Annotated in this window: 31 protein-coding genes and 1 tRNA gene; 10 read left to right on the forward strand and 22 right to left on the reverse strand. The window is 58.0% G+C overall.

The genetic code is table 11. From position 1 onward, the window contains the following. Positions 1-25: 25 nt before the first annotated feature. From ACYG9R_RS09070 to ACYG9R_RS09080, 3 genes are all read left to right on the forward strand, one after another. Positions 26-418, forward strand: a complete 393-nt coding sequence (locus ACYG9R_RS09070) for a TIGR02300 family protein (RefSeq protein ID WP_023683538.1) — start codon at positions 26-28, stop codon at positions 416-418. Positions 419-591: 173 nt separating this feature from the next. Then, a tRNA-Ala gene (locus ACYG9R_RS09075) sits at positions 592-667 on the forward strand. A gap of 209 nt (positions 668-876) precedes the next feature. Continuing rightward, a complete protein-coding gene (locus tag ACYG9R_RS09080) occupies positions 877-1,533 on the forward strand; it encodes an outer membrane protein (protein WP_031199337.1) in 657 nt (218 codons plus the stop codon). 371 nt (positions 1,534-1,904) lie between these two features. Here the strand turns inward: ACYG9R_RS09080 and ACYG9R_RS09085 are convergent, their stop codons facing one another. After that, on the reverse strand, positions 1,905-2,213 hold the full coding sequence (locus ACYG9R_RS09085; RefSeq protein ID WP_023823899.1) for a hypothetical protein: 309 nt from the start codon (positions 2,211-2,213) through the stop codon (positions 1,905-1,907). Positions 2,214-2,419: 206 nt separating this feature from the next. On the opposite strand from ACYG9R_RS09085, the gene ACYG9R_RS09090 reads away from it, so the two are divergent. The 3 genes from ACYG9R_RS09090 (at position 2,420) to ACYG9R_RS09100 (ending at position 4,252) form a co-directional block, all read left to right on the forward strand. Next, on the forward strand, positions 2,420-2,800 hold the full coding sequence (locus ACYG9R_RS09090) for a hypothetical protein (RefSeq protein ID WP_023823901.1): 381 nt from the start codon (positions 2,420-2,422) through the stop codon (positions 2,798-2,800). Positions 2,801-2,809: 9 nt separating this feature from the next. Further along, positions 2,810-3,502, forward strand: coding sequence for an SOS response-associated peptidase (locus tag ACYG9R_RS09095; protein ID WP_460221815.1), 693 nt, complete (start codon positions 2,810-2,812; stop codon positions 3,500-3,502). A 312-nt stretch (positions 3,503-3,814) separates the two neighbouring features. After that, a complete protein-coding gene (locus ACYG9R_RS09100) occupies positions 3,815-4,252 on the forward strand; it encodes a Ros/MucR family transcriptional regulator (protein WP_460221816.1) in 438 nt (145 codons plus the stop codon). 202 nt (positions 4,253-4,454) lie between these two features. Here ACYG9R_RS09100 and ACYG9R_RS09105 read toward each other — a convergent pair whose 3' ends face one another. After that, on the reverse strand, positions 4,455-4,676 hold the full coding sequence (locus tag ACYG9R_RS09105) for a DUF768 domain-containing protein (RefSeq protein ID WP_023823904.1): 222 nt from the start codon (positions 4,674-4,676) through the stop codon (positions 4,455-4,457). Between the two features lie 194 nt (positions 4,677-4,870). Here ACYG9R_RS09105 and ACYG9R_RS09110 point away from each other — a divergent pair, with 194 nt between their 5' ends. Further along, positions 4,871-5,074, forward strand: a complete 204-nt coding sequence (locus ACYG9R_RS09110; RefSeq protein WP_023823905.1) for a hypothetical protein — start codon at positions 4,871-4,873, stop codon at positions 5,072-5,074. A 3-nt stretch (positions 5,075-5,077) separates the two neighbouring features. Here ACYG9R_RS09110 and ACYG9R_RS09115 read toward each other — a convergent pair whose 3' ends face one another. The 4 genes from ACYG9R_RS09115 to ACYG9R_RS09130 form a co-directional block, all read right to left on the reverse strand. Then, positions 5,078-5,239, reverse strand: coding sequence for a hypothetical protein (locus tag ACYG9R_RS09115; protein ID WP_196813589.1), 162 nt, complete (start codon positions 5,237-5,239; stop codon positions 5,078-5,080). A gap of 75 nt (positions 5,240-5,314) precedes the next feature. Continuing rightward, positions 5,315-5,557, reverse strand: a complete 243-nt coding sequence (locus tag ACYG9R_RS09120) for a hypothetical protein (protein ID WP_460221817.1) — start codon at positions 5,555-5,557, stop codon at positions 5,315-5,317. Between the two features lie 2 nt (positions 5,558-5,559). Then, positions 5,560-5,829 carry a hypothetical protein gene (locus ACYG9R_RS09125; RefSeq protein WP_245260053.1) on the reverse strand — a complete coding sequence of 90 codons (270 nt, stop codon included), beginning with the start codon at positions 5,827-5,829 and terminating at the stop codon, positions 5,560-5,562. Continuing rightward, positions 5,816-6,688, reverse strand: a complete 873-nt coding sequence (locus ACYG9R_RS09130; protein ID WP_460221818.1) for an ATP-dependent DNA ligase — start codon at positions 6,686-6,688, stop codon at positions 5,816-5,818. Before ACYG9R_RS09130 ends, ACYG9R_RS09125 begins: the two co-directional genes overlap by 14 nt. Before the next feature lie 121 nt (positions 6,689-6,809). On the opposite strand from ACYG9R_RS09130, the gene ACYG9R_RS09135 reads away from it, so the two are divergent. Beyond that, complete coding sequence (locus tag ACYG9R_RS09135) at positions 6,810-6,998, forward strand: DUF3606 domain-containing protein (protein WP_023823908.1); 189 nt, start codon at positions 6,810-6,812, stop codon at positions 6,996-6,998. A gap of 213 nt (positions 6,999-7,211) precedes the next feature. On the opposite strand, the gene ACYG9R_RS09140 is transcribed toward ACYG9R_RS09135, so the two are convergent. From ACYG9R_RS09140 to ACYG9R_RS09170, 7 genes are all read right to left on the reverse strand, one after another. After that, positions 7,212-8,204 carry a hypothetical protein gene (locus tag ACYG9R_RS09140; RefSeq protein WP_155923255.1) on the reverse strand — a complete coding sequence of 331 codons (993 nt, stop codon included), beginning with the start codon at positions 8,202-8,204 and terminating at the stop codon, positions 7,212-7,214. Positions 8,205-8,676: 472 nt separating this feature from the next. Further along, positions 8,677-9,258 carry a hypothetical protein gene (locus tag ACYG9R_RS09145; protein ID WP_023823911.1) on the reverse strand — a complete coding sequence of 194 codons (582 nt, stop codon included), beginning with the start codon at positions 9,256-9,258 and terminating at the stop codon, positions 8,677-8,679. Between the two features lie 31 nt (positions 9,259-9,289). Further along, complete coding sequence (locus ACYG9R_RS09150) at positions 9,290-9,736, reverse strand: hypothetical protein (RefSeq protein WP_155923256.1); 447 nt, start codon at positions 9,734-9,736, stop codon at positions 9,290-9,292. Positions 9,737-9,918: 182 nt separating this feature from the next. Beyond that, positions 9,919-10,770: a hypothetical protein gene (locus ACYG9R_RS09155; protein WP_031199344.1), complete on the reverse strand. Its 852-nt coding sequence runs from the start codon at positions 10,768-10,770 to the stop codon at positions 9,919-9,921. 526 nt (positions 10,771-11,296) lie between these two features. Beyond that, positions 11,297-11,545 carry a hypothetical protein gene (locus tag ACYG9R_RS09160; RefSeq protein ID WP_023823914.1) on the reverse strand — a complete coding sequence of 83 codons (249 nt, stop codon included), beginning with the start codon at positions 11,543-11,545 and terminating at the stop codon, positions 11,297-11,299. Continuing rightward, positions 11,545-11,958: a DUF5681 domain-containing protein gene (locus ACYG9R_RS09165; protein ID WP_023823915.1), complete on the reverse strand. Its 414-nt coding sequence runs from the start codon at positions 11,956-11,958 to the stop codon at positions 11,545-11,547. The genes ACYG9R_RS09160 and ACYG9R_RS09165 overlap by 1 nt, the downstream gene beginning before the upstream one ends. A 34-nt stretch (positions 11,959-11,992) precedes the next feature. Continuing rightward, positions 11,993-12,313, reverse strand: coding sequence for a hypothetical protein (locus ACYG9R_RS09170; RefSeq protein ID WP_155923257.1), 321 nt, complete (start codon positions 12,311-12,313; stop codon positions 11,993-11,995). Between ACYG9R_RS09170 and ACYG9R_RS09175 the strand changes: the two genes are divergently transcribed. Beyond that, a complete protein-coding gene (locus ACYG9R_RS09175; protein ID WP_031199347.1) occupies positions 12,306-12,581 on the forward strand; it encodes a hypothetical protein in 276 nt (91 codons plus the stop codon). The two genes, ACYG9R_RS09170 and ACYG9R_RS09175, sit on opposite strands and share 8 nt — an antisense overlap. Here ACYG9R_RS09175 and ACYG9R_RS09180 read toward each other — a convergent pair. The 4 genes from ACYG9R_RS09180 to ACYG9R_RS09195 all read right to left on the reverse strand — a co-directional run bounded on the left by ACYG9R_RS09180 (position 12,552) and on the right by ACYG9R_RS09195 (position 17,355). Beyond that, a complete protein-coding gene (locus tag ACYG9R_RS09180) occupies positions 12,552-14,576 on the reverse strand; it encodes a hypothetical protein (protein WP_245260054.1) in 2,025 nt (674 codons plus the stop codon). The two genes, ACYG9R_RS09175 and ACYG9R_RS09180, sit on opposite strands and share 30 nt — an antisense overlap. Next, positions 14,567-15,859: a hypothetical protein gene (locus ACYG9R_RS09185; protein WP_155923258.1), complete on the reverse strand. Its 1,293-nt coding sequence runs from the start codon at positions 15,857-15,859 to the stop codon at positions 14,567-14,569. Before ACYG9R_RS09185 ends, ACYG9R_RS09180 begins: the two co-directional genes overlap by 10 nt. Beyond that, positions 15,856-16,962: a hypothetical protein gene (locus ACYG9R_RS09190; protein WP_023823920.1), complete on the reverse strand. Its 1,107-nt coding sequence runs from the start codon at positions 16,960-16,962 to the stop codon at positions 15,856-15,858. The genes ACYG9R_RS09185 and ACYG9R_RS09190 overlap by 4 nt, the downstream gene beginning before the upstream one ends. A gap of 237 nt (positions 16,963-17,199) precedes the next feature. Further along, positions 17,200-17,355: a plasmid mobilization protein gene (locus tag ACYG9R_RS09195; protein WP_081726844.1), complete on the reverse strand. Its 156-nt coding sequence runs from the start codon at positions 17,353-17,355 to the stop codon at positions 17,200-17,202. A 145-nt stretch (positions 17,356-17,500) separates the two neighbouring features. Here ACYG9R_RS09195 and ACYG9R_RS09200 point away from each other — a divergent pair, with 145 nt between their 5' ends. Further along, a complete protein-coding gene (locus ACYG9R_RS09200) occupies positions 17,501-17,851 on the forward strand; it encodes a hypothetical protein (RefSeq protein ID WP_081726845.1) in 351 nt (116 codons plus the stop codon). Between the two features lie 222 nt (positions 17,852-18,073). On the opposite strand, the gene ACYG9R_RS09205 is transcribed toward ACYG9R_RS09200, so the two are convergent. Genes ACYG9R_RS09205 through ACYG9R_RS09225 form a run of 5 tightly spaced genes read right to left on the reverse strand, consistent with a single transcriptional unit; the run spans position 18,074 to position 19,891 of the window. Next, entirely contained in the window at positions 18,074-18,640 is a 567-nt protein-coding gene (locus ACYG9R_RS09205; protein ID WP_155923259.1) for a hypothetical protein, read from the reverse strand. Between the two features lie 4 nt (positions 18,641-18,644). Next, a complete protein-coding gene (locus tag ACYG9R_RS09210; protein ID WP_031199352.1) occupies positions 18,645-19,121 on the reverse strand; it encodes a hypothetical protein in 477 nt (158 codons plus the stop codon). A 1-nt stretch (position 19,122) separates the two neighbouring features. Then, positions 19,123-19,380, reverse strand: coding sequence for a hypothetical protein (locus ACYG9R_RS09215; protein WP_023823924.1), 258 nt, complete (start codon positions 19,378-19,380; stop codon positions 19,123-19,125). Further along, positions 19,377-19,691 (reverse strand): winged helix domain-containing protein, encoded by a 315-nt coding sequence (locus ACYG9R_RS09220; RefSeq protein WP_023823925.1) that lies wholly within the window; start codon positions 19,689-19,691, stop codon positions 19,377-19,379. Before ACYG9R_RS09220 ends, ACYG9R_RS09215 begins: the two co-directional genes overlap by 4 nt. Continuing rightward, positions 19,688-19,891, reverse strand: a complete 204-nt coding sequence (locus ACYG9R_RS09225; RefSeq protein ID WP_155923260.1) for a hypothetical protein — start codon at positions 19,889-19,891, stop codon at positions 19,688-19,690. The genes ACYG9R_RS09220 and ACYG9R_RS09225 overlap by 4 nt, the downstream gene beginning before the upstream one ends. Positions 19,892-19,895 lie beyond the last annotated feature (4 nt).

Raw genomic sequence — 19,895 nt, forward strand, 5'->3', positions numbered from 1 at the left:
CACTCTTTTACTGACGAGGCTTGACGTGGCAAAAAACGAACTTGGCACAAAGCGTGTCGACCCTGAAACGGGCCGAAAATTCTACGACCTGAACAAGGACCCTATCGTCTCGCCCTATACGGGCAAGACGTATCCGCGTTCCTATTTCGAGGACGGCAAGATCGCCGCCCTCGAAGAGGAAGAGGAAGTGGCCGAGAAGGAAGTGGACGCCGAGGAAGAAGAAGGCGTTGAAGTCGTCTCGCTTGAAGAGGCCGACGAAGACGTCAAGGCCGGCGACGAGCTTCCCGACCTGGGCGACGACGAGGACGATGTCGATCTAGGCGACGATGAGGACGATACTTTCCTTGCCGACGAAGAGGAAGAAGACGACGACGTCGCCGACATGATCGGCGTCGGCGACGACGACGACGAAGTCTAGGAACGCTTCGAACGCATGCATTTAGCGGCGTTGACGGGCTATGACGAAAAAGCGGCCCTCGAAGGCTTGATCTTCAGGGAAGGCGGGGTTAGAAGCCGCCTGCACTAAACGGCGCGGTCCTGAAACCCGCGCCGGACCTCTCGCCGGCAACGGCGACGGCTGACTGCCGGAGTGGGGCCATAGCTCAGTTGGGAGAGCGCTTGAATGGCATTCAAGAGGTCGTCGGTTCGATCCCGATTGGCTCCACCAAACAGTCTGCAATGTTTCCATGCATTTAGCATCGCGGCCGGGTTAACGCTGCTACTGTGATCAGTTCCGGGGCACCGCAGGGGCACCCCAGCGTTTCACGTCGGCGGATTCCACTGCGAGCACACTTTGCCGACAGGTGTGGCTTCCTAGCTACATACAGAGTTGCAGGCGTATTCTACTAGGTACTTGACATTGCGCTGGGGATTCCAATGAAGGCATTTTTTTTCGCTTCACTTATCGCGCTTTCGGTGACCGCGCCGGCAATCGCCGCCGACACCATTACTGCTCCTGTGGACACCCCTGAATGGACCTGGCAAGGACCATACGCTGGTATCTTCGGCGCGGGGACGCTGGAACACTATAAGATACATGAGCCGAACATTGGCGCCGGTGCTACCCACAGCCCCGGCTCGGCAACAATCGGCGGCTTCGCGGGCTATAACTTCCAGTCCGGCACGATTGTCTACGGCCTCGAAGGCGAGCTTGGGTATCGTTTCAAAAAGAACACCTTCAACGACATTCCAGGACCAGGCGTCCTCGACGCATCCACCGGGTTGTTCGGCTCTGTAAAGGGTCGAGTCGGCATGGACATGGGCGCGTACATGCCGTTCGTCACTGCGGGTGTAACCGCGGCGAAGTTGAAGACGTTCTATCCAGGTGGCGACGCGGAGCGTGATGCTACCTTGGTCGGCGGCATCGCTGGGGCAGGTTTAGACGTCGCGCTCACCCATAACGTGTTCTTGCGCGGAGAGTACGATTTCTCCTTCTTTGGGAAGAAGTCACTAGAATACTGCGGCGGCGGGTGCACACTTGAACACACTCTTCAGACGCACGACTTCCGCGTCGGCGTCGCGATGAAATTCTAAATGTTGAGAGGCTCTAGCTGGTTTCCGTCTCCGGGACTTGCCTAGACACAAGCGGTCGGACTCTCCCGAGGGGGGCGCGACAAATCACGGGAAGCCCGTCGCTTAGCTGCGATGGGCTTTTTCATGCCTGCGCTTGTAAGTCATAAGGATGTGGTGGCGATTGAGGGGCGAACACATTAGACCAACCTAAATGGTTCCATAAACTCTGCTGTACCGGTTGCGGCAGTTAGCCACGCTTGGGAGTCGAAACTAAGTTTTGTTGCACCTCGTTCATCGGCGAAGGGCTCGGGGTGGATTAATCAGACAAATGGCAGATGCATTGATTGCGGAGCTCAGGGCGAGCCCACCGCGTGACCGACGCCGCCCGTCATTCATTCCCTCCAGATTGGAACGCGGTTGATCTTAATCGCGATCAGGCGGCGGATGCGAAGGCCCACTGCCTCGCGGCCAGTCGGTGAGAACGCTTCGACATTGAGCGTTCCATGGTCTTTGCCGTTTTCGCATTTCATTCGATGCGCCAGGGAGTCTACGTCAACATCGCCGAAAATCTGAATCAAGTCATCGGGGAAGTAGTTGTGCAGCCGCTTGCAATAGCGGCACTGGATGCGCACTAGCCGCCGTCCATCGTTCAGGTTGGACAGCGGGTAGTCTCGTCGTTTCGGCGCATAGGTCTCGGGCATGCCCTGAAATGAGGAACTTATTCCCGTCGGGTCAAGGGTCTCTTGACTCTTTTGTTCTCATTTTGTTCACTGATGGAAAAACAGAGACAGAGCCATGCAACCGATCATTGCGACCGAGGCCGAGCAGCCTGAGATTTGCGCCACGATAATGCGCGAGCGCCCTGCCATCCGCAGGGAACGCAAGAGAGCCTTCGCGCGTCACTGATATGGTTACGCGCAGCCGCAGCATCCCGGCCCCGTCAGTCATCGACCAGAAATGGCCACACCAGGTCGCGCTGCCTGATGACCTCTGCACCGATCGGAACCGGACCACGATCCACGACTACTGTCAGAAGCGTGGAATGACTTTCCAAATCAGGCACGTGCAAGCGGTTTGGCCAAACGGCAAATACGAGGAATATCGATTGCACTGCTTCGCGGATCCAGCCGAAGCAAAGGCATTCCTCGACCATTTTCGAGGCGAGCCCTTTGATGCGAAGCGGGATCGGGAGAACGGCAAGATACGCGGCGTCTGGCGCCGCAGCGACGAGTATAGGAGAATTCTCGACCTTGGCCCGCTCAGCGTGCCTGAACTCCTGCGCAATTGAGACAGAGCCATGTGCGGACGTTACACCAAATATCTGTCGTGGTCGGAAATCCACCGGCTCTACAGACTGACTTCGCCTGCGGAGACAGGCCGCAACGACGAGCCGCGATACAACATTGCGCCTACACAGGATGTGCCGTTCGTCACCGCTGGCGAAGATGGCAATCATAAGCTCCGCGAAGGGCGCTGGTGGCTGGTTCCTTTCTGGGCAAAGGAAATGCCCAAGGCGGCGATGTTCAATGCCAGGATTGAGGGCGTCGACACGGCGCCCGCCTTCCGCGACGCCTTCAAGTCCAAGCGCTGCCTCATCCCTGCCGATGGCTTCTACGAGTGGACGATATCGCCAGCCGACGGCAAGAAAGACCCTTGGCACATCTACCAGCCAGGCCACGCGCCTTTCTCGTTCGCCGGGCTTTGGGCTTACAATTCCAATCTCGACATAACCAGCTGCACCATCATCACCGAGCCCGCCGCAGAACCGATGAAGCAGTTGCATGATCGGCAGCCTCTCATTCTCGACCCGGCCTACTATGACGCCTGGCTGGACCCGGCGACGCCCAAGGACAGCCTCAAGGACATTCTCAGCCACGACATCGACGGTCAGCTGCAGTTCAACCGCGTTGGACGTGAGGTGAACACGAGCGCCGTCAACAAATTGCCCAACGACCATCCCGGCCTGGTCGGGCCGATCAACCCGTTATGAGCGACGAACCGAGCCGGCTTGCCGAAGGGATGACCGTGATTCCGCGCGATCGACGACGCGTTGACAATCATGCGTGCGAGCACCCGGGCTGCGGTGAGGATGGAGGCTTCGGCTTCGCCCGACCGAGGCAGCCATCGCATTGGTTCTGCATGAAGCATCGCGACGACGGCGAGCGATACCTATAAGCGCATCAATATCGCTACCTCATACGGTGACTAAGCGTGGAATGTGGCAACTTCACCGCAGGCACATGTGAGCTTGCGCACGTAGAGTTGGTTCATTAGAGAGGTCTCAAAGACAAGGGACCAACACATGACCGACGAAGACAACCAAGCTGTCGAACTGGCGGAACTTACAGCGGACGTCGTTTCCGCATACGTAGCCAATAACCCACTACCGGTTGCCAACTTGCCCGACCTGATTGCATCTGTGCACGCTTCATTGTCAGGTTTGAGCAGCCAAATCGCACCGGCTGCGAAAGAGCTTGTGCCTGCGGCAAATCCAAAAAAGTCTGTGTTCCCGGATTACATCATCAGCCTGGAAGGCGGCCGGAAATTCCAGTCTATGAAACGCCACCTTGGCCTACTTGGCATGACACCCGACGAATACCGTGAGAAGTGGGGCTTGTCTCGCGATTACCCCATGGTCGCGCCGAACTACGCCGCGAAGCGATCGGCCCTTGCGAAGGCGTCTGGTCTAGGTCGGAAGGCTGAGGTTAAGGCGCCGGCGAAACGGGCGAAGAAGGCGTAGTTCGAACCCCACCTGACGCTACGTCAAGAATCAGGTATCGCTAGAGCCGCGGCGGATCTGATTTTACCGCCCGGCCGGCGCTGATCAGGCAATGCTCCCATTGCGGCGCCGGCCATCTTCGCTGGCGGCGATCGGAGCGCCTCGCGCCACAATGGGCAACTGTTCGGCTACCCATTTTCGAGAAACTTCCTGCCGCGAACACTCATTCGGTCAAGCCGGGATCAAAGTGCACCACAGCATCGACAAGCGTTCGATATAGGCTGTCAACTTCTTCGTCGATCTCTTCGCGCCTGATCCCCAGCGCTTTAGCGTCGGCATACATCTTGTGTGTGAGTTCACTTATCGAGACGGCATCGGCGTGAGCCGTCTCGGGAACATTGTTGCCGATCCAGCGATCGAGGAAGTTGATGCCACGCGTGCTCATGAAGACTTAAGCCCCATCAGGCGCTTAGGTTCCGGCTGTTCGGTCGCTAGGTCATAGACTAGGCTGTCCGCAGTCGCCGAAGTTGCTTTTGACCTTCAACCAAGCCGCACGTCGGCCCCAATCACCATGAATTGGCTTCGCATCAAAATCCTTGTGTGAGATGTAAAGGCATTAGCCGCGATGAGGGGCCGGCGATGCCGTTGGGACGTTACCGTGGGGTATTCGAACCCGAGGATCTCGACTTGCTTCAGCGGGTGCTCGACAAACTGTGCGGCGAGCGCGGGATAGATCGAGACGACAGCGACCAAAGGGAAGTCCTGGCTTGGGGAGTCATCCTCCTTTTTCAGAATGGCATTACCGACGAGGCGGAACTGCTCCAGGCGTGCCGGTTGCGCTGACCGCTAACGCCCGCCATTGAGAAGCCGTGCCTCACGAAGTAGCGAATTCCAGTCGGTGCCAATCAGTTCGATGAGCTGACGTGATTGCTCTACCGAAATACCTGTCTCTTTCGCCAACCGCGCAGCGAGTGCTTCCACCTTCATTCCCTGACGCAGTTTTTCCATGAGCCTGCTCCGCAACCCGAACTGGTTTGCGGCAACAAGGTTCCCGGACCTCCATCTCACCATCTGCCCTGGCGGCTAATCTTTTTGCGCATCCGCGACGCTATTGCCGTCGCGTTGACGTTGACGAAGGCGCTTCAGCAGTTCGCGTGAGGCTTGGATCGCCCTGCGCGATTGATCCATGTTCTGGCGAAACGTGGCGCGTTCCTCCATGGACTTCTGCCACTTCAGCAAGGTGGCCGTAGTCGCAGTAGCGGCTTGAGCGATTTCTATGGGCGTTGCAACCATCGCATCCTCCCAAAAGGCAATGGCAAACGCCATCTTTATAGGCCCGCCGAAACCTTTTCTTCAATCAAAAACGACCGTACAGATTCATACGCCAAATGGCTATTCGGCGGGCCGCTCGACGGCGGCTTCGTCGACCTCGGCTTCCATCTCGTCGCTGACAGTTCACCGTCGAAGCCTTGTAGCCACACGTCGGCATGCTCCTGCCAGTAAGGCGGCGCGGCGCGCTCCTTGCTATCCTTCTGCGCCTGCGCGCCATACATCCATGCATAGGTGGCGCGCTCCTGATCTTTCTTAGCCACGGCCATCTCTGTCGTCCTCTCGAAAATCTTGCAACGACGCGTGCCGCAAATCTTCCTCACCACGCAAGTGCTTCACGCGGCCGATGATGCCGGGCTTAACCCACTGTGTCGCCGGCCGCTTCACGCCCTTCGGCGCCGGCCCAGCGTGCTCTTGGACGCGCTTCCATAGCCGTTCGCGGATTGCCCGGCTGGAGTTGATGAACGCTGAGCCGACATACTGCCCCGTCTTCCGGTCGGCCATCAGCGCAAAGGCCGGCTTGCCGGGTTCACGCTCGACGCCAAGCAAATCGTATTCTTCCACCATGTAGCTTTTCACCTTCAGCCAGGCGGTCGACCGGCCGCTGCGGTATTTGCTATCGCGGCGCTTCGACACCATGCCCTCGATGCCCGCCTCGTCGATCAGGTGGAATATGGCTTTGGCATCACCAGGCAGGGCCTGGCTGAACTGGATACGGTCATCCGGCGAGATGAGGCCTTCCAGGATTTCGCGTCGGTCTTCGAGATCCATGTCCCGCAGATCGTGACCGTTCAAGTGGAGGAGATCGAAGGCGACGAAGTAGAGGTCATGCTGGCGGCTGGTGATGGCTTTGCGCAGCGCCTGATAGTCCGAAAGGCCAGCTTCGTTGAGCACGACTATCTCGCCGTCAAGGATGGCGCTCTCGACGCCGAGCCGCTTTGCCGCGCCGGCCAGATCGCGATATTTTGCCGTCCAATTGTGGCCGTTGCGCGTGAAGATGCGCACGTCATGATCGATGATGATTTGGCTGCGGTAGCCGTCGAACTTGACTTCGTGAATCCATTCGTCGCCTTCGGGAGGCTTCTCGACCAAGGTCGGCAGCAAAGGCTCGACGAACTTTAGACGCATGAACTCACCCGCACCCGGCGATTCAATTAGCTTGTGCTGAAATGGTTCCGAAACAGGAAACCGGCTTTTGGTGCAACAAACACGCTAACTGAACGTTGCTCGATATTCGCAGGAGGAATCGATGGCCGATGACAAGAGCAAACGGGATTTTCGCGATCGGGACCGTGTCTCAGCCGACGAGGATTATGAAGTTGAATATTTCGCAACAAAGACCGGCATCACACCCCAGCAGGTCAAAGAGTTGATTGCGAAGCACGGCAACCAACGCGAGACGTTGGAGCGGGAAGCCAAGGCGCTGCGGAAACAATGACCAGGCTATCTGATCTCGGCAGACCACTGATCGGGCATGGCACTAAGCAGCTATATAACGGGCTGTAAGCTTTCTGGTCCATGATTCCGGGGCTCTGTTGCCCGTAATCGATGTTCCTTGGGCCGCACAAAAAGCCCGCCAGCGTGAGCCAGCGGGCAGTCGGTCTGGATGTAGACCACGACCGGCGGGTAGGTCCCCCTTCAGCTGGCTGGCTTACCAGCCACCGTTCTCTAGGGCTCCCTTAAGATCTACGCCTGCTAACGTCATCACATCGAGCGCGCGAGTGGCCGGCGATGGGATTGTTTCCCACGTACCCCTCGGATCATTGTGCAGCGGAAAGTGGAACAGCGAGGAGCGCGTACTGGCAGGCACATACCTCATCATTTCGTGCATGTTCTGATCGGGATAGATGTCGCGCATAAGCATCTGGCGTTCATAGTGGAGCCATTCTGAATATGCGCGCAAAAGCTCATCTCGCGGAACGTCAAGCTGAGCCAAGTCGGCGGAGGGTGGCGGCGAAACAGGTTTCTGTTCACCCGCTATTCGCCGGATGTCGGCTGCGATCGAGACGTAGGCGTCGTTCTCAGCGAGGTTCTCAAGACCAAGCCTATCGCCGGCCCTGATCTTCACCATCACGCCTTCCAACGTGTACGCTTCAACAGCGAGGATTTGCATCCCGATCCCCCACTCTTCGTCACAGGCTCTCTGAAACTCGGCTTCTTTGTCATCGTAGCTGACCGCCGAATACGCCTGAGTACGTTTTCGGCTGTAATCGTCCCAGACGGCTTGAATTGCGCAACGTTCATCATCGATCCTGGCTTGCCATTCAGCGACTGGCGCGGGCTGCCATGCCTTGCCGCCCGTAACGTCGCCGAACGTCGCCGCCTTGAGGGCTGACTGATGCATCTCCCAAAGGCCGTCAGGCATAGCTGGTGCTTTCCAATCCGTTGGATGAAGGGGACGCGGACCGCAGGTCTTTTCGGCCTTCTTTCCGAGGCGCCTTTGCGCTCGCTCGATTTTTTTCATGCGGTCGGTCGCCAACTTCATCGTCGCTTCCAATTGGAATAACTGGGCGTCGGGGTGCGAAGCAATATCCGAGACTTCACCCTTGGCCTCCGCCCGTTGAGAGACACTTACGACGGCCAACGCAGTGGCTGCTGCAACCGATGAAGCAAGAATTGCGCGACGATCAACATGCTGGTTCATAAAACGCTCCTGTACTGATGGTTGGTCTAGGCATGGTCTGACTGCGCGCGAACTCCAGCGCACCAGCAGTTCACGTACGAAGCCGAAACGTTGTGGATTGCGGGGATAACAAGGCAAACCTTCGGCGGGCGCCCGAACTGCGACTTGCGACATGGCCATCTCCCTAATGGTGATATTTACACCATTAATGGTAATCCCATAGCCTATTTGATGTCAACCGCTTTTGGTGATAAAAACACCATATGAAGCCAGTTCAATGTCGCATGGGGCGCGCAGCCCTCAATTGGAGCACTCTTGACCTCGCCAAAGCGGCGGGCGTCGGAGGGAATACAGTCAATAGGTTTGAAGCCGGCCAAGATGCTCGCCTAAGCAGCGTCAACAAGATGCAAGCTGCGTTGGAGGCGGCGGGAGTGCTCTTCATACCAGAGAATGGCGGTGGCGCAGGCGTTCGCCTTCGCGACAAGCCCTGATTTTATAGTTTGATGTCTGGATCGGCTTTGCTCCGGGGGGACTTCACCGGAGGCTTCTTTGTTTTCTTTCGAGCGGCCGTCCTCGGGACGCTGGCTTGGCGGCTGATCCTATTGGCTTCTGCAAGGCGCTTTCGGGTCGCATCCCGCGTTCTTACAATGTCGTTGACGCCGTCCATCATCTCCGAGCGGCCGCGTTGCTCCTGTGTGTTCTGGCCAACTAAGCGAGAGGCGGTGACTTGAAGAGCGCCGCGCAGAATTGTCTCTCTGGCATGCTCACGTTCCCATGCCTCGTCATTTCCACCGGAGTAGCTATCGCGCCTGATCGAGAGCGCTTGCTCGATTTCCCAACTGGCAGGCCAATGCCCGACCATCTCCCGGTAATGTCGAAACGCTTCAACGACCGCGCCGCACTGCTCACTGATTTCATATGATTTGCCGGCGCCGCGAACGGTTCGGATGATGTTGGCTGCCAACTCTCTCAGCGGCCACCCGATCTCGCGTTTTGCGGATTCCCTGTCGATGTCGCGCTGACTGTTCTCGACGGCTAGTCGCAAGTGTGATTTTCGGTCGTCGTCACCGTTCATTTTTACCCCGACTCAGAGCTGCGGAAGCGTATCAAGGATGCAGTGATACTGCAGACTCTCGCTCCGTTGCCGTCAAAGTACCCTGGAGCACGGCGGAGCGGCCAGAAAGGGTGGCGCCAAGTTCGAAGGGTTTTGCGTTCAGCAAAAATGGGACACTCGCACCGGGCGGTACAACGACAGATCTCTTTCGAACGTTCCCGCTGAAGTCTATTTTGTACTCCACCAAGAAGTTGTCATCGCTGTTTATCGATACGGTGACCGTAGCCCCGACCGTGGGGGAGATGACCACATCGCCACCGAGCGGGTGGGCTATCCCCGGCCCTCCGGCAACAAAATCGGAACTCTTGTCAGCAAAGTGCGTGCCGAAAAACTGCGTCGTTCCGAAGGCCGGGTCATTGGGATGCAGGGAGTAGCTGATCAGAAGGAACTCGCAATGCAGTTGGTAAGGCAGCAGTGGGCTGTCGAATGGCGTATTCACTGAAGTTTGCCCCATCCAAACTCGTTGCTGCGATTGATCAACTATCGCTTACGTTGCTGGGGTGGGCAAGCGGCATCATGCCGATAATTAGGTTCAGTCGAAACCTCAAACCCACGGCCGCCTTCTTCATGATGTGCATGGACGTGATCGGCGTTCGGCAAGTCAGCTTCGACGTGTAGGGCTTAGGCCCTCTTCCAGCTAATTCGGACGACTTCGCTTTTCGCAAGTTTGTTGACCCTTACGTGATAGAGATTTTGGACCACCTCAATCGGCATGTCGGTCAGAGCGCCATTAAGCTCTCGTCTAGCCTTTAAAGACTTAGGCAAAGCGTCAATGGGGAATTCTAGAACGATGTGCATGGACATAAAGTTGTAATTTGGCGCCTGGAAACGCATCGCAGGCAGATCAACATTGTGCTCATCTAGGTATGAGAGGCTTGTTCTTCTTTTAACCAGCCTCTTCCTGAGAAAATGCGGCAAATCATCGTAGTTTCTGCTTACGAAGTAGTTCGGTATAAGCGGCATGTACCACATGCTGGGTAGAGGCTTGTTGAAGAGTTGCAGAAGCTCGATCCCGTCCCCCTCCATCTTGTTTAACTCGATTTCGGAAGTAAGGGGAAACGCCTCGCAATAAACGTCGGCTTTCATTGAATCAAGGACAAGCGTTCCATAATCTGGAGAATGTATTGTTCTGTAGGACGTGACGTTTGGGTGGTTTGCGCGAAGGACGAACGTGCCCTCTACTATAGTCTTGCTCCATTCATTATTGGCTAGCGTAGCCTTTATATCGGCGCTCAAAATGGTAACTGGCCTGTTGCGGTTATAAAACGTTAATGTGACAACGTAGAAACCGCAAAACAAGAGAAACGCCAGAAGCCAACGCATGGCAAAGCTTTGCGTCATCTCTGGATGGAAAAGAGAAATTAAAATCTGAGTTAGGCCGATCTTTTCGTCAAATATGGCTGGATATAATATTCCAATCCCGCCACCCAATATCAGTACGCCGCTGAAAAGCGTAGAAAGCCTAGTCCACATGAATCAAAAACCCCCGCCTTTGAGCGAGGGTTTTGATATCATCTTTCAGATCAGTAGTCGAACGGCTTTGCCGCGCGGTACTAGATTGTATCCTTGGATCTCAACATGGGTATGCCTCCTAAAGGCTTCGCATTTCCGATTGTGAACCGCAATGGTTGATAAACGGTCTAGGCCGAAAATGGTTTCGTTTCTATGCCCTGTTTCACACGGGCTCGCAATAGCCTCGGGAAATCAAGAGCGGTATGCCATGATATGTAGGGCTATCCGACCGATGCGACAACGTCGCTAACAATGGTAAACATCATCATATTTGGCGAGTTTGCTCCAAGCCATTAACCGCGCAACAGCCGCCCGGCCGACTGCCGGGCTTCATCTATCAACGCGGCGACAGCTTGCCGGCTGGCTATTGCGTCACACGTGAACCGGCCGTTTTTGTACATCCCATGGGCAGCGCCGCGTGGCGCGCCGCCGCCGGCGCCATGAAAGCGACAAACGCTCCATCAACGCTTTGCCGGGTCTGGAGTGCCTATGTGCCGAAGATGCGCCGACCCTGGGCGGAAACATGAACCATGAGCTGACCCAAGGTCTTGGGCTGCCCCGGCACCAGCCGGATGATGAAAACACCATCGCCATCCGGGTCTGCGCCCTCAGATAGCAGCATTGAACGCGCCGCCGCTTCCTCCTGGTCGTTCGCGACGAGGTGGATTTTTCCTAGCCTGACTTCCGGTGGGGACACCAGAGCCTCCAGCTTCTTCAGGCGCAGCGTTGGGGTCATCACCTCGCTCCTAGCTTGGCTTCGAGTGCATCGAGGCGGGCAGCTATGTCCCCTGCCTCGATTGCCTTCCTTTGAACGTCCAGCAATCCAGCGATGATGGCGCCCTCTTCGGGAGATATCTCACCATCGGCCACCTGGCGATTGATCGACGCCATCGCAGCGGGCAGGTCTGCAGCTCCGGTCACCACAGGCAGATCGAACTGCACTCGCGCGCCTTTGCGGGGAGGCCATATCCGGTCAAGAATTGGCCTGGCGGCCACCGCATCGCCTTCCTTTGCCTTTTCTATCATGGCACGCACAATGGCCTCGGCCTCACCTTCGGCAAGAGCCTCCAGGGCGACCAGTGCGGCAGGGCGAGAACCTAAGGGCCTTCCTTTGGGGTTGCCTGACTGGCCCGGTTTGAACTTGCTCACATGCTCACCTGTTCAAAGGACTGTTTTGGCAGGGTCAATGCTTGACGACGCCGAGTTGATGGATGCCGATCGCCATTAGGTCCGCAAGGGCGTCTATGGCCTTGGTGAGGAGGTCTTGGCCCATGGCGCGATATAGGCCCGCGCCTTCATGGTCCCCCCGCTCTCTACATGCCTCCGCCAATGCGTGGCAGCCTTGGCTGTACGCGATGTAGTTGAACAGATCGGTCTCGGTTGCCGCCGTGCACGTGAAGACATCCGAAAGGCTCTGTGCAAGCTCCTCGTCCATCTCCGCTGATGCAGCTTGCATCCGGCCTTCTACAAAGTGCCTGTAGTTACCAAGAGTTGGAATGGTCATCGGTCTTTCGCTTTCGTCGTTTCCCGCCTATCTTGCGAGGATGGACATCGATCACAATCCTAAGGAGCGGCGCACTGCCAACACTATCTGGTGGGTGCTCTGGCCGATCATCGGGCTGTTATGGGCTAGCAACCTGTATTTCGGTCTCATCGATAAAATGTCGGTGCTGCTCGGGCTTGGGACAGGGGCCGTTCTTGCAACATGGGCCATCGAGATTACGGGCAACAGAGCCCCGGAATCATGGACCAGAAAGCCTCCCCGCTCCTGATGCATTCAGTCTCGTCAAAACAGTGCTGAGAGCAGCCCTACGGGTTGCTGAATTGACGTTCTGGCTGGTTCCTGCCCGCAACAGCATCCGCGCGGCAGTCGGGTCTGTTTCCATGAGAGCGCGCGAGAGTTGCGTAAGCACCGTTGGCGGCAATCCTCGCGACTCGTTTAGAGCCTTAGTAACTGCCGTCACGACAGCGGCCACAGGCCGGCCATGCAGCAGATTGGTCATGATCGACGGGTCGAACTTGTTCATATCTGCGGCGTCAGCAAGATTGTCGGCTGTTTTTGATCCACCAAGAGCCGAATTGGCTGTCTCAAACATGCGCTGCTCGCGGGCTATGCGCGTTCCCATGCGGTCGGCCTGGCCGGGAACAGCAAACGCGGGAAATTCTTGCCCAGTCTTCTCCGTCATCAGCATTCGCGCTTTGTTGGTCGTTGGCGAGATCGAAGAGCTTTCGACCTTGGCAATCATCGGGTCAACGTAGCCTGCACGAAAGGCGTTTTGCTCATCCGGGTTCATGCCGCCGAAAGTCTGGATGTTATCAGCTGCGCGAGTACGGCCAGAGGCAGCACCAGTGCCAGTGTCAACGGCATCAATCACGCGGCTTTGCGCCCTGAAAGTGTCATTCGCCTGCCTATAGCCTGGCGAGGCCTGTTCCAAAGCGGCATCGAGGCGGCTGTTGATCTGCGAGAGTAAGCGGACCTGATTGTTCCTGCCGGCGCGCTGCGCTGCCGATATCTGATCGGCGATATCCTGCTTGGCCCGCAAGACGGAGTTGAAGTCCGTGATCTGTGACTTGCCATCAGTCAAAAGTGACTGCGCACGGCGCACGGCGCCTTCAAGGCTATCATCGGCAATGCCAGAGCCCGGATTTGCCATGCGGGTTATACCTGGCGTCAGAACATCATTTGCAGCCGAGATTGCACCGGAAACATCGACTGGACCGGCACTATCGCGGGCAGCAGGATAGTTCACATCGGCAGAGGCAGCCCGCTGACCAGTCAGTGACGCCGTGCGCTGCGCAGCGGTGTCAGGGGCGCCGAAGCCTTCCGCGAGCGTGTTGCTCAACCTTTCGCCCTGGCCCATCTGGCGGGCCTGTAGCGTCTCGATAAGCGCCTGTCTTCCGTCGTTTGGATTGCGGGCTGCAGTGGACAGCATGCGCTGCCCGGCATTGCCCATTGCGTCAGCCACCGTGAACATGCCCTGGTTGTCTTGCTGGGCCGCTTGGAGCCGTGCCGCAATTTCATCCGCAGTTGATCCGGAACGGCGCAATCCCTCCCCTAGAGCAGCGTTTGCATACTGCTGAGGGCGCAGCCGAGCCATGATAGGAGCGACCAGCGGCTTCAATGCAGCAGATACACCGGCGATAGCATAAGGAGCGGCGGCACCAAGTCCAAGCCCGGCCGCTCCACCCACTCCGGCGCCCATGGCGCGGCTTTGCGCGTCCGTGCCATTGCCAGCGCCGTTGATACTGCCAAGAATTGCACCATCAGCCGCACCACCCATGGCGAGACGCGATAGCGGTACGGAAAGTTCGCCCACTCTCGGTGCCGCCGCACGGGCCAGAAACGAGAGCCCGCTCTTAGCCAGGGCTGCACCGCCCGCAACGCCCGCGCCGACCATTCCAGCATCGTACGACTTCCAATTGTCGTCATAGGCCTTCTGTTGATTGGCGCGAACTTCCTTGAGGACATCGGAGAAGTTCCGGCCCTTGCCGCCGGGGAGTTTGTCTAGGAGGTAGCCGATGCCGGCCGTGCCTTCGTCGCCAAATCCCATAGTGGCCATATCAGCCGCGCCCATGACCGCCGAGCCAGCCTTACCGTATTTCTGGACCTCGCCGGTCTGCGGGTCATAACCGGGAACGCCAGGATTAAACGCAGGCACGCCTTGCGGCTGGTTGGTGGTTGGATCAACCTTCGGCTGGTCCTGCGAAGCCCGCATCGCGGCTTCGGCAAGAGCGATAGCGCGCTGTTGTTCGATGGTCATTGCCATAGCTTGCGCTGCTCCGGCGTCATGAATTTCCAGAGTTTTGGATCGCCATCATAGGTGTGAGGCGGGGCATCGGCGGCTGCAGGCTGCTGACCTTGCGCTGCTGGCGCGGATGGTGCGCCACCCGCCTGGTGCTGCGCACGGGCCACGCCAGTCTTGATCACATCCTCAAGGTCAGTAATGGCCTGCAGGTAGTCCTGATCGCTCAGGCGCTGGTTGCCAAGCCGCGAGATGGCATTCGTGGCCTTTGCGCCTTCGATGTCCGTGATGGCGCCACCGCCCTTGAGAGACTGGAAGGCCTGCAGGAATGTTTGTCCCTTGGTCTGATCCACCAAGGATTGAAAATCGACCTGCTCGGACGTGCGCGACGGGATCAGTCCCTCGATGAAGCCAGTCGAGCCTTCACGGCCAGGGTGGTTCTTCATCTTGTCCAGCGTATCCAGAATCTGGTTGGCGTTCTGCTCAACGCGCGGGAGATCGAACGCGGCAGCGCCCTGTGCGGTGCCTTGCGCAGTTTGCGAAGCAGCGCCGGCGAGATCCTTCGGGATGCGCCCGACAGGCTGGCGGGTGATGGGGTCAAGCAATATCCATTCGGTGCCAGCATCGAGTTTGATAGGCGTTTTCGAGAGCGTCACGCCCGGAGGCATTTGTGACTTGACGACTTTGCCATCCTTACCGAGCTGAAGCAGCGCCGGATTGCCCTGGTCATCGACGCCAAACTGCGGCTGGAGACCTAGCTCGGCATTGCCACCCCTTGCCTGCGGGAGATTGCCCGTCAGGATGAAATCACGGCCATCAGGCGTATTCGGGTCAAGCCCGTATTGCTGCGCAGCCTGAGCGCGTTGATCGAACGCGGTTGCTCCGCCGCCGCCTTGGGCTCGCTTCAGCAGGTACTGCTGCAACGCCGGCTTGCTCGACGCAAACATGGTAGCCGTGCCTTCGTCCATGCCCTGCTGCCTCAGCCAGGAAATGGTCAGGTTCTTTCCGGCATCCTGCGGATTGAGCAGATTGGACAGAAACCCGCCGATGCCACCGCCTGAAGGTGCCTGGGATGCCATAGGGGCGGGCTGTGGGGCGCTTTGCGGCATTGGCTGGGCTTGTGGAGCCTGCTGGGGCATCGGCGCCTGCTGCTGGCCCTGAGGCGCGGCAAGCCCCTGAAAGAGCGCAGCCGGGTTCGCATGGTCGCCAACCTGCTGTGCAGGTGCGCCGGCCATGGCAAGCTGGTTCGGAGCCTGCTGAGAGCCGCCGGGGTTCAACAGCGAGGCTAGGATTTCCTGAAGCGTCATGCCCATGCCCTCACGACAAGCTTCCAACTGGCGTTGGTGATGGTCAAAATAAAGGACCCGTCTGCTGATAGGATTCGCCACGGGGAAGCGGCAAATTGGAGGTTCATGTTCGTGGCGTCTGGGGTGAACGTAACTCCACGAGCTGTGGTGTCCGTGGTCGACATGTTAGAGCCGAGGGGCACTTCTGCACCGGCAATGTACCCACCATCGGTCGTGATGCACTTCAGAAACACCGCCGTAAGTTTCGGGACAGCGCCGAGGCTGTGGGGAAGCGCTAAGGTGCCGCTGTTTGTGATGGTCTGCTGGGCGCTTTCGAACGACGCGGTAAACGGCAAAGTTGCCCACGCCGGGGCCGTCGCTCCGGCATTCATCAGCAGGGCTTGTGAAGCTGTGCCCTTGGCACGACGCGCCCACGTTCCTGCGCCGCTCGCATAGATGATATCGCCCGCAACAGCAGTGCCAATGCCCGACAAAGCCGTGAGGACCGCTGAGGCTGCCTGATAGACGCTCGACAGGGCGGCAATCGCAGTAGCGATGCCTCCGGTGACGAATGCAGTGGTGGCGATCGAAGTGTCATTGTCGCCTGCGATAGGCGTGGGTGCGGTCGGGTTGCCCGTAAAGACAGGGCTGGCCAGAGTCGCGAAAACCGTCAAATCGGCTGGCGTCGGATTGACCAGCACCCAGCCGCCGGCAGCGCCATTGACCGCTTCCGAGTAGTTGACCAGATAGATGCCGTCAGCCTGAATTTCGGCCCCGGCAAGCGGGCTATCACCGGCAGAGGTCATCTTGCGGATGGACTTCGCGCCGATGCCGTTGACGTTGAGCGTGGCCGCCGCCGTATTGTCCAGCGCCGCCCGGAAGGCGAGATATCGTCCATTGACGTTCGTGGTGAAAGCGGAATTGGTTGTGACTGTGAGGGCATTGGCCGTACCACCCGCAACCAGCGAGCCGCCCATGTCTTTCACAATTTCGGCATTGCGACCCATGATGGCACGGGCGCTATTGTTTACGGTGCTGGGAAACTGACCCTCCGCCCAATTGATGCCGGAATCGGAATTGGCATTGCTTGCCGGGGTCGTGCTCCAGTCGAAAATGCTTGACACTATAGGCCCCCTGCTTGCTGCACCATGGAGGCCTGCGCGGTACAATTTGGCGTCATGGCAGCCAGGGCCGCCCGTGAATCGATGACGCTGAAGCCAAACCCGCTAGGGAGAGGTTCGATGCCTGGCAGAGTGCCGGCGCGCGCATCGGCCACGATTGAACCGATCGCACGGCATTCAGCCCTGTGAAGGCGCCAAAGCTGCATGAGGGTCATCGGAGGGGCTTGTAAAAACGACATGCTATGCGGCCGCCCGCTGTGAGGCTTCGGTGGTCGCTTCGCGAATGTATTCTGACAGCGTAAGCCCCCGCTTCGAAGCTGCAACACGAAGGGCGTGCTTCTCTTCGGGCGAGACACGAAGCCGGATATTTTCGATCATCGCTGCGCTGAGGCGCATGAGTAATCTCCTGTAAATGACACGTTGGAGATTATCAGCGCTGGCTATTGTTGGCGTTCCGCATCATCGGCAATGTCCGACATAATCCGCATGGCCAAATACTGGTCGTCATGATAGCGTCACTGACCGCTTGGAGGGGGAAACAATGAAACGCCTGTTAATTGCGCTTGTGCTGTTGTCGTCAACTTCTCTTGCCCATGCCGCGTGCTTTGGAAGCGACGCGTTCAAGACCTGCACGGACAACAGTGGCAATTCTTACAACGTCCAGCACTATGGAAACACAACCAACGTCACCGGCTATAATTCGAACACCGGATCAAACTGGTCTCAGAACAGCACCTCATTTGGAAACACCACCGTCACGAACGGCACCGCTGCGGACGGCAACTCCTGGAACATGCAGCAGCAAAGGGTCGGAAACTCGACGTTCTACTCTGGCACAGACTCTGATGGGAACGCTTTCAGCGGCTCATGTGGTCCATACGGCTGCAACTGAGAACCCCTTGGACATTGCCGCTACGCCGAACCTTGTTCTTTGTACCGGCTAAGCGCAGCGGCATCGCCCGCCGCGACGATGGATAGTCCCGTCGGATCAACCCGCCACGGCGCTTTGCTATGAAGTTGCTTGCCTATCCCATACCGTTTGCACCACCTGGCAACCGTGTCGGGTGAAACTCCGGCGATGCCAGCGGCCTGCTGAAGCGTGAGCGTCTTTGGCCTATCCATGACGGCCTCCGTCCAGCGCAGCGGCCTTTTCCGCCAGATAGGTCGCGATGCTGATAGAGCGAACCGGCGAGGCCGAGCCGAATGTGCCGGTTAGCTTGGAATGGGGCGCTGCAGCCCTCGCATCGACCGGTTTCGGCGGACAAAGCGTCCGTTGGATCTTCAGCAGGGCCGGGAATAGCGGTTCCAGGCGATGCGGCATCTTCTTCCCCTGCCGGCCAAGGCTCTTGGCCAGCCAAAGCGCCTGGCGTTCGCTCTTGAGGGCGCCGACATCGACGCCGTGTCTACGGAGCCAATCCCGTAGAGGGTAAAGCTGTTCGGGCCATTGGTAGGCGCGGCTATCTTTGCTTCCTGCCTTGAGGTCGTAGAGCGCTGCCGTTGAAGGCTTGCGCCCTTTCTTCCCTCCAGAGCCCCTTGCCGACGATGAGGGAACGCCTTCGTTCGGGATTTTGACGGTCTCAGTAAAAGTCTCTCTTTCAGTTTTGTTTCGGTCTCCCTCTCGGTCTCTGTCTGTGTCTAGTCTCTGTCTCTGTATATCGGAGAGCTTGGAAAGGGCTTTCATAGCGCTATGCCCTCCGGCCATTGAGGAACTGAGATCCAGCGAGTCTGTCGTTGGCACCGGAGAGGGCTATCGAAGCACTTGCCGACACGTTCTTGCTCTCTTCGTGTTCTTCAAGCTCGATCTCGGCCGCCTCGCGGACTAGATCGCTATCCAGCTCTGAAATGAGCCGCCTGACGCCTTGGCGATGTTTCACGTTGGTCGTCGGGTTGTGGCGAAACCAACGAGCGATGAAATATTCAAACGTCGCTGCATCATGGACAATGAAGTCGCCGACGAGCGGCGCTCGCGCGGTCTCCAGGCGGTCGACAGACCAATTCAGATCCGCTGCGGCATAGGCGTCGGGGAGCCTGAAGCACCCCGCGCTTGATTGATGCTCACACGAGAGCAGGAACAGGTAAAACAGCCTGGAGTCATCCATTTCGAGGCTGCGGAACCTAGGCGAGCGCCAAACCTTCGGGCTGATCTTGGAATACTCGCGCATCTCAGCCTCCCCCAATCCGATCGGAAACTGACTTGAGGAATTGCAGGCGCTCGTTGTAGCCCTGGATGGCCGCTTCCCGCAGATCCGCCACGACTTCGGAGGAGAAAACCGCATCCCCGCCCATGATCGAAACGATTGATGCGGCCGTCTCTGCGATGCCTCCCGGACCGTGGTAAACGCCCGCACATATATCGGCATCAGCCACAAGCTTGGCGAAGCTTCGTGCCGACTCTCTGACAAAAGGGTCATTGGGCATCATGCTGCTGCCCTCGCCGTTTCGCTGTCCTCGATGATTGCCACATGCGACCGGAGCACGTAGCGCGCATGCGAGCCTGCATATGGGCCAGCGTGGGTCTCGTGGACGGTGTCAATTACGAGGCCGAACTTGTGCTTCAGGTCGTGAACGTACGCGCTCCACCGAGGCGCCGGCTGTTCAATGGGTGTGCATCCTCGATCGCCAGCCTCGATTAGCCTCCGAAGGCACCACGCTTCCCGGCCGTAAATCGTCATGGGTTCGCCATCGGGCATAACCCTGGCGCGAACCCAGATCTTGTCCTTAGTGCGGCTCATGACGCACCTCCCAAACCGGAGAGAGTGCAAACAACGCGCGCCGTTTCGATTCGAAGCCGAAAACGGGTGGTCAGCTTCGCTGCGGCGTAATCGAAGCTTGTTGCGATATCGCCGGCTTTTTGGTAATCCTGAGGCACCACACCTTTCGAGACTACCGAGCCGCAGGCCAGCCAGCCTGCGGTTTCATTTTTTGGGGTCATGGCC

Source organism: Mesorhizobium sp. RSR565B, from assembly GCF_054719465.1.